The organism is Micromonospora sp. NPDC047740, from assembly GCF_043204735.1.
Classification (GTDB): Bacteria; Actinomycetota; Actinomycetes; order Mycobacteriales; family Micromonosporaceae; genus Micromonospora.
The window spans coordinates 46765-53087 of the sequence record NZ_JBIDCT010000032.1; the positions used below are offsets into that span (position 1 = coordinate 46765).

At 67.8% G+C, this 6323-nt stretch carries 5 protein-coding genes; all 5 read right to left on the reverse strand.

The genetic code is table 11. From position 1 onward, the window contains the following. Positions 1 to 33 precede the first annotated feature (33 nt). Positions 34 to 1233 carry a pilus assembly protein TadG-related protein gene (locus tag ACGF4F_RS35420; protein WP_357444938.1) on the reverse strand — a complete coding sequence of 400 codons (1200 nt, stop codon included), beginning with the start codon at positions 1231 to 1233 and terminating at the stop codon, positions 34 to 36. Continuing rightward, a complete protein-coding gene (locus ACGF4F_RS35425; protein ID WP_357444941.1) occupies positions 1221 to 1568 on the reverse strand; it encodes a TadE/TadG family type IV pilus assembly protein in 348 nt (115 codons plus the stop codon). The genes ACGF4F_RS35420 and ACGF4F_RS35425 overlap by 13 nt, the downstream gene beginning before the upstream one ends. A gap of 304 nt (positions 1569 to 1872) precedes the next feature. Further along, on the reverse strand, positions 1873 to 2145 hold the full coding sequence (locus ACGF4F_RS35430) for a Flp family type IVb pilin (protein WP_393084642.1): 273 nt from the start codon (positions 2143 to 2145) through the stop codon (positions 1873 to 1875). Between the two features lie 133 nt (positions 2146 to 2278). After that, a complete protein-coding gene (locus tag ACGF4F_RS35435; RefSeq protein ID WP_393084645.1) occupies positions 2279 to 3013 on the reverse strand; it encodes a prepilin peptidase in 735 nt (244 codons plus the stop codon). 220 nt (positions 3014 to 3233) lie between these two features. After that, positions 3234 to 5696: a M14 family metallopeptidase gene (locus ACGF4F_RS35440; protein WP_393084648.1), complete on the reverse strand. Its 2463-nt coding sequence runs from the start codon at positions 5694 to 5696 to the stop codon at positions 3234 to 3236. Positions 5697 to 6323 lie beyond the last annotated feature (627 nt).

Here is a 6323-nt window from a genome sequence, read left to right on the forward strand (position 1 = left end):
GGGGCTTCCTGGTCGTTCGATCTGGCGGGCGAGTTAGCCGATAAGGGAGATGACGGTGGCGCCGAGCGGGTCGAGCGGTCCGGTTTCCACCGGCCCCGGCTGCAGGACGTCCACGAAGTAGCCGTAGAGGCAGCGGTCTTCTCCGCTGCAATACTCCTTGCCGGTCAGCCAGGATGCCCTTCGTTTCGCGGCGGGAGTACCGAGAAAGTAGCCGGTGGGCACGAAAGCGGCCATTCCGGTGATGTGGTACTTAGCTTTGCTGCCGGTGCCGGCGACCGTGTCATAGATCGGGATGTAGAGAACTTTCGCGGCCGAGGCGCCGGTGGTGACCGGCTCGAGAACTTCGGTGCAGTTCTTTTCGACAACGCCGGTCGGGCCTGCGGTGAACGTCTCCGTCTTGCACGCGCCATCGTCTTTCAACCAGCCGAAGCCGCCAGGGGCATCCCAGCCGGGGGGACCCTTCTCGCCGGGGCAGAGGCTGCTTCGATCCTTCGAGTCGTGGGTCCTCAACACGATCTCGTACGCGTCGGCGGGACTCGGAATTGGGTTTGCCGGATAGGGCGGCGCTGCCGGAAAATGTTCACCGTTCTTCGTGGCGTGATCCCATTCGCATTTCGAGAAGGTCACCGCCAGGCCGGCCTTCGGCGCGCCCCAGCTCACCCGGGCGCAGGCCCCGACCGTGGTGCCTGCGTAGTCCTCGTTGCCGAGCAGGGCCCTGGCGAAGGACGGCGGCAGCAGCGTCGACCCGTCCGAGGTGGCCGTGCTGGTACGCACCTCGAGGTAGCGCCCCGATCCGGAGGTTGCGCCATCGATGCACCTGGTCAAGTTGTCGGCCTGGGCGGGGCAGGGAAACAGGTCCGCCACGCCGGCCACGGAACCGCAGATCGTCGGTGCGTCGGCGGCCCGATCCCGGGCGTTGTCTGTGGCGTACCGGCCAGCGATGTTCCTGCGGTTCACGTCGGTGCACGTGCTCAGATCGGCGGCACAGGACTTGGCAACGGCGATGGCCGCCGCGTCCGCGCCGCTCTGCAGTTCCTCCCGCTCCACGTAGAGCTGACCGACGTCCACGACGAGCGCGAGCATGCCAAGCAGCACGCCACCGGCGAACAGGACGCCGAAGACGGTGGCGACGCCACCGCGGTCGTCGCGCCGGAGCCGCCGAAGAATCCCGCCCCGGCCCGGCCGCCGCGCCGCCGGACCAGGCGATCCCGGCCGATAGTTCAGTGCAGACATGGCATCACGCTCTCAGCGCGCAGAGATACCCCGCCACTGCCAATCATGAATCCGAGCGGTGTGATGAACTGGAAGTCGTAGGTGACCCGAGCGGTCGCGTTGGCAGCCGGCCCGGGGCTGGTAGGGCAACCTGCGACGGTCGGATTGACCGTGCCGATCTGCCGGCTGGCCTGCGCCACCCTGCGCTCGCCTGCGCTTTGATCGATCAGCGCGGCGGCTCGGGCGCCTTCGCGGGCTGCCTGGCTGATGACGATCTGCGCGTTGAGCAGCCGTCCGAAGTCGATGATGGCGAAGATGATGAGCAGCACGACCGGCAGCAGCAGAGCGAACTCCACCGCCGCCGCGCCCCGGTCCACCGGCTGCCTAGCCTTGCCCACCGCCGCCCTCACCAACGAGCATCATGGCCCTCCCCAAGGAATGTTCGTCACCGCGCTTTCGAAAAGGGCGAGCACTCGTTGGCCGTACAACGCTATCGAGGCGGCCGCCAGCACAGCGATGGATGCCGCCAATAGCGCGTATTCGGTCGAGACCGCCCCCCGGTCGGGGTTGTCGCTTGCACTCCGACCGCGCCCGTAGCAGGAATGGGCAAATACCCGCCCATCCCCGCACGGGCCCGAGGGATAAGGCAAAAAGCGCACGCTACCCTTCGCCACCACCACCGCCGCCGGCGGCCTCACCGATGGTGTTGGCGATGTTGTCGAATATGGTGGAAAGGTTGTCGCCGAGAAGGCCAACGGCAACCACGATGGCGACGGCGATGAGCGCTACGAGGAGGCCGTATTCGACTGCGGAGGCACCCTCGTCGCGGCGCCGCAGTTTACTCAGAAGCTTGACCATTAATGTGTCCCTTCCGCTTCCGTTCACGTCGAACGGGAATTTGTTGCCGGGCGTTAACCTGCGCTCGGGCACCACGCGGTCTCCCGCGCTAATCGAGCAGCGACAGTCAACACGGCGGGAGCCGCCAAGCTAAGCTTCGATTAGCTGTATTCCGCGCGACGGCCGGAGGGGGACGCCGCCCGGCCAGCGCGAGCCGGCCACCGGTCGGCTACCAGGCCACCACGCAAACGGCCACCAGTCCACCAGCCAGCAGGGCCGGGCCGAACGGCAGATGGCTCTTCCAGCCCACCCGACCGGAGGCGAGCAGAGCCAGCAGCAAGGGCGCGTTCAGCAGCCACGGCAGCAGCGCGCCGAGCAGCACGGCCTGCCAGCCGAGCCAGCCGAAATACCAGCCGAGCAGTGCGGCTACCTTCGCGTCGCCCATTCCGTAGCCGCCACCGGGCAGCAGCGCCATCCCGATGAAGACCACACCGGAGGCCAGGCAGGCCAGCAGCGCGCGGAGCCAGTCGCTCCACTGTGCCGTTATGACGGCGACGACGGCGAACAGGACCGGTGTCACCGCCAAGGCTGGCAGCACCAAGGTGTCGGGAAGACGACGACAGGCGATGTCGATCGCGGCGAGCAGCACCCCGAGCACCGTCACGGCGAGAAAGAGCGGCAGGACGGCCACCGGGCCCAGCGCGGCGCCGACCAGCCCGCCAGCGAGCCCAGCTGCCACGCCGGTCGCCCACGCCGCGGGCCCCAACCGGGCCCCGCAAGTGGCACAGGTCGACCGAACTGAAAGCCAGCCGCCGACGCCCGGGTGCAGCGAGGCGCCGCAGTCGACACAGGTGTCTCGAAGCGGTTCACCGGACGGCACGGCGAAGCGATGGGCGGCCCGTGGCAGTAGCAGGCCAGCCACGCCGCACAGGGTCGCGCACGTACCGATCAGCAACGGTGACACCGGGGGAGCGTAGCGGTTGCGGAGGCGTTCGGAGCTTTCCTGGCAACCCGCGGTCGCGGCACCCCGCGCTTCCGCCCGGGCGGCCCGAGCGTCTTCCTCAGACTCGCGCTGGAATTGCCACCGCGCCAGCCGGGTTGAGCGTGCACGGCATTGCCTCGTCAGTGCGGACGGACCCGCACTGACGAGGCAATGATCACCGGGTGGGCCTGGCGCGGGACTACTACTTGGCGACCGTGATCGTCGCCGTGCGGTAGTTGTTGCGCGTGTCGTTGTTGGCCGGGTCGTAGTTCTGCTCGATGTTGCCGGCGGAGTCGACCGAGAACCACTTGAACGTCGTGGTCTCGGTCACGTGGAACACCTGCCCCGGCTCACGGAACTCGGTCGCTGCGTAGCGGGGCGACTCGAGGGTGGGCCGGCTGCCGTCCGTCGTGTAGTAGATGGTGGCCGGCTCGCTCGTCTCGAAACGCACGTCGACGGGCCCGGAGTACTTCCCGCCGCCGGGGACGAGCTTGGACGTCGGCTTCTTGTTGTCCTGGCCCCAATCCGCCGCGACCCGGAACATCTCCATGATCCCGTTGGCGTACTCCATCGTCTCGGCGTGGCCGCTGACGAGCTCCGGGTTGCCCACCCACGCTGGCTGGAACGAGCCGCCCTGCCAGTTGCCGGTGGCCGGGTTGTAGATCGAGCCGCCGACCTCCCAGCCGAAGGCGTAGATCCCGTAGTTGTGGTACAGGTCCTCGCGCACGTTGCCGGCGGAGGAGTAGAGGACGTCCGACGAGCCGCCGACGTTCTCCGGCGTGACGACGGTCTGCCGGTGCGCCTTGACCTGCGACAGGATCCGCGAGGCCGACTGCCAGTAGAACGCCTCGTCACCCAGCGGCGGGCGCGGCGTGGTGATCCGCCCGTCCGCGATGTAGGCGCCCGGCTGCCAGAACAGCTGGCCGCCGTTGGAGTGCACCGACATCATGAACTTGATGTTCCGGTACTTCTCGACCAGCCAGATGATGTTCTTCGACTCGGGCTCGGACAGCTTCTCCGGTCCCTGGTACGTATCGCTGACGCAGCTGGTCGACCCGCCCGAGTAACCGTCGTGGCCCGACCCGACCCGGTAGTTCCGATTCAGGTCGACGCCCCACGAGTTACGCCGGGCCGGATCGGCGTTGTCGTCCGCGCAGTGGTTCGTCATGTTCCGACGCTGCGAGGCGAAGTTGTAGAAGCTGTAGTTCGCCCCGTCGGGGTTGTTCGACAGGATGAAGAAGACGTCGGTGTTGTCGACGATCTTCTTCGTCTCCCAGTCCGACTTGTAGTTGTGCACCAAGCGCTCCGCAGACTCCAGCGAGGTCGTCGCCGGCACCCACTCACGGGCGTGGTCCTGCGCCTGGATCAGGACACCCGGGTTCCTGCCGTCGCGGTGCTTGCCGATCCGCAGGACAGGGATCGTGGCCGGACCGCGCGGCACCTCGCCCTCCGGTGCGCCGGCGCGCTTCTCGTTGAGGAAGTCGGTCAGCGCGACCGGGCCGGACGTCGCGGCGACGATGCCGGTGCCCGCGTTGGTCCGGTACGGGTGCGCCCGGTCGATCAGGCCCTGGGACTGGGTCCGCAGCGCCGTCGCCACCTGGGCGGCCGTGCTCGCCAGCGCCCCGGAGGCGTCCTTGGCGAGAAGGACCCGCACCGCCTTGCCCGCCACCTCGACCGTGAGCGGGAGGTTCGCCCCCGGCCGGTTCACGAACTCGACGGTGATGTCGTTGCCACCCTCGTGGCCCCACGCCGCCGAGCTGACGACGACCGCCGATTGCCCGGTACCGCCGATCGTGGCCTGCGCCTTACGCTGGTAGCCGTTCGTCTTGTTCGGCAGGTAGACGATCTCGGCGATGTCCGGGTACTGGCGGGCGATCTCCTCGGCGCGGCTGTAGAGCTGCTGCGGAGTCCGGTAGCCATCGACAAAGTCCCACTTGTAGGCCGGGTTCGCCGTCAGCGGCGGCGCGCCGTCCTCCAGCCAGTTGGAGACGTAGCCGGTGGCGACGCCGCCGGTCGAGCTCGTGACCCGGATCTGGCTCGGTCGTGCGTCGAGCTTGAACAGGTTCCGGTGGAACATGTACTGCCCGGAGTCGACGAACCGGCTCATCGTCCGGGCGAAGCCGAACGACGTGTCCGCGCCCGAGTCGTTCTCGAGCTGCATCGTGACGATCGGGTTCGTCTGCTGCCCCGCGGTGGTCCGGGCCTCGACGTAGAGGAAGCCCTGGCCCTTCGTGGTGAACCAGTCGGCGCGGACGATCCGTACCGTCTCCTCGTGGCCGAGCACCTGGACAGCCTGCGCGCGGCGGGCCTGGATGCCGCCGTCGGCCTCGTTGCTCCATGCGAAGCCCTCGTCGTCGCCGAGGATTTCGACGCCCATCGCCTCGAGTTCGGCGATCTGCTCGGCGGTCACCACCGCCTCGCCTTCGATGCCGTTCGGTACGCGCTTGAGGCCGTGCTCGAGGTCGAAGCCGGCGGCGACGACCTTGTCCAGCATGTCAGCGCCGGCCATCTGGATGTGTACGAGGCGTACCTGTGCCGGGTCCTCGAGCTGGGAACGCCCCGAGTCCGCCGACGGCTCCGCGCCGGCGGGCGCGGTCGCCATGAGGACGCTCCCCACCAGGGCGGGCAGCGCGAGAAGTGCGATGCGCACTTGGGTACGTCGCATTCTCCCCTCCTTCTGCTTGTGGCATGTGGTTGAAGTGGTGGCCGACCCTGATGCGTCTCGGACCGGTCCAACCAGGACGATCGTGCTGAGCTCGCGCGCGGTGAGCCTGGGACGACGACGATCGCCGTCGTGAAAAGGATCGGGAGGTAGGTCTCCCCGCCGGGGTCGCGTCGATCTCGAACCGCTCCCACGCCGGGAGCCGGTTGTGCCATTGCACCTTTTGGATGCCCTTGGGCCTATCTCGGGATGCAACCTCCCTGTGGATCCGAAGCGATCGGAGCGGGCTGGAGCCGAGGGGAGCGTATGTGCATCTATGGCGGCGTTGGGTCGCGTGAACTGGATTTGAGCATTACTTGAGGCATCGATGGATCGTGTCTGGACAGCCCGCCATCGCCGCCGCTGGTCGCGCACCGATCACCGGTTTTCGGGGGCATTCGCCGTGCTCTCGGCGTGCCGTCAGGTGCTGGTCATGCCTCGCCGAGCCCGGACGCCGCGTGTTCCACGCGCAGCGTGGAGGGAATCTCCGTCCTTTAGGACTCCGTTGGGGAATGGCGAAAACGTTCGGATGCACCTGTTGGCATGATTGTTGGATCGACCGGGTGGAAAGGGTCCAACGTGTCGCTGCAG

What these genes read in the sequence shown, in the direction of transcription:
- ACGF4F_RS35420 (WP_357444938.1), bottom strand. Translation starts at nt 1,233, where the DNA reads ATGTCTGCACTGAACTATCGGCCGGGATCGCCTGGTCCGGCGGCGCGG.
- ACGF4F_RS35440 (WP_393084648.1), bottom strand. Translation starts at nt 5,696, where the DNA reads ATGCGACGTACCCAAGTGCGCATCGCACTTCTCGCGCTGCCCGCCCTG.